The 529-nt window shown below is 74.7% G+C and carries 1 protein-coding gene; it reads left to right on the forward strand.

From position 1 onward, the window contains the following. The coding region (locus tag FQU96_RS42035) for an AAA family ATPase (protein WP_146547397.1) at nt 1-529 on the forward strand (529 nt) is incomplete at both ends.

Below are 529 nucleotides of genomic sequence, written 5' to 3' on the forward strand. Positions count from 1 at the left end.
GCCCCCTTCACCGTGGCGGACGTGCCCCTGCTGGACGAGGCCGCCGAGCTGCTGGGCGACCTCGACGAGGCCGGGGTGCGCCGGCGGGCCGAGGCGGACCGGGAGCACCGCAAGGCCACGGACAACGCCGAGCACGCCCTGGCGAACATGCACCAGAGCCTCGAGGACGTCGGCGCGGACGGCATCGTGACCGCGGCCCAGCTCACGGACTTCAACGCGGTGACCCAGCACCGGATGACCGCCGCCGAGGCCGCGACCGCCGACCGCACGTGGGCCTACGGGCACGTCGTCGTCGACGAGGCGCAGGAGCTCTCGCCGATGCAGTGGCGCGTGCTGATGCGGCGGTGCCCCATGAAGTCGTTCACCGTGGTCGGCGACATCGCCCAGGCGGGCTCGGCCACCGCCGCCCGCAGCTGGCAGGACGCCCTCGAGCCCTTCGTGGGGGAGCGGTTCGTCCACGACGAGCTCACGGTCAACTACCGCACCCCCGCCGCGATCGCCGAGGCCGCGGTCGACGTCGCCCGGGCCG

Origin of the sequence: Reyranella sp. CPCC 100927 (assembly GCF_007859315.1) — a bacterium.
Classification (GTDB): Bacteria; Pseudomonadota; Alphaproteobacteria; order Reyranellales; family Reyranellaceae; genus Vineibacter.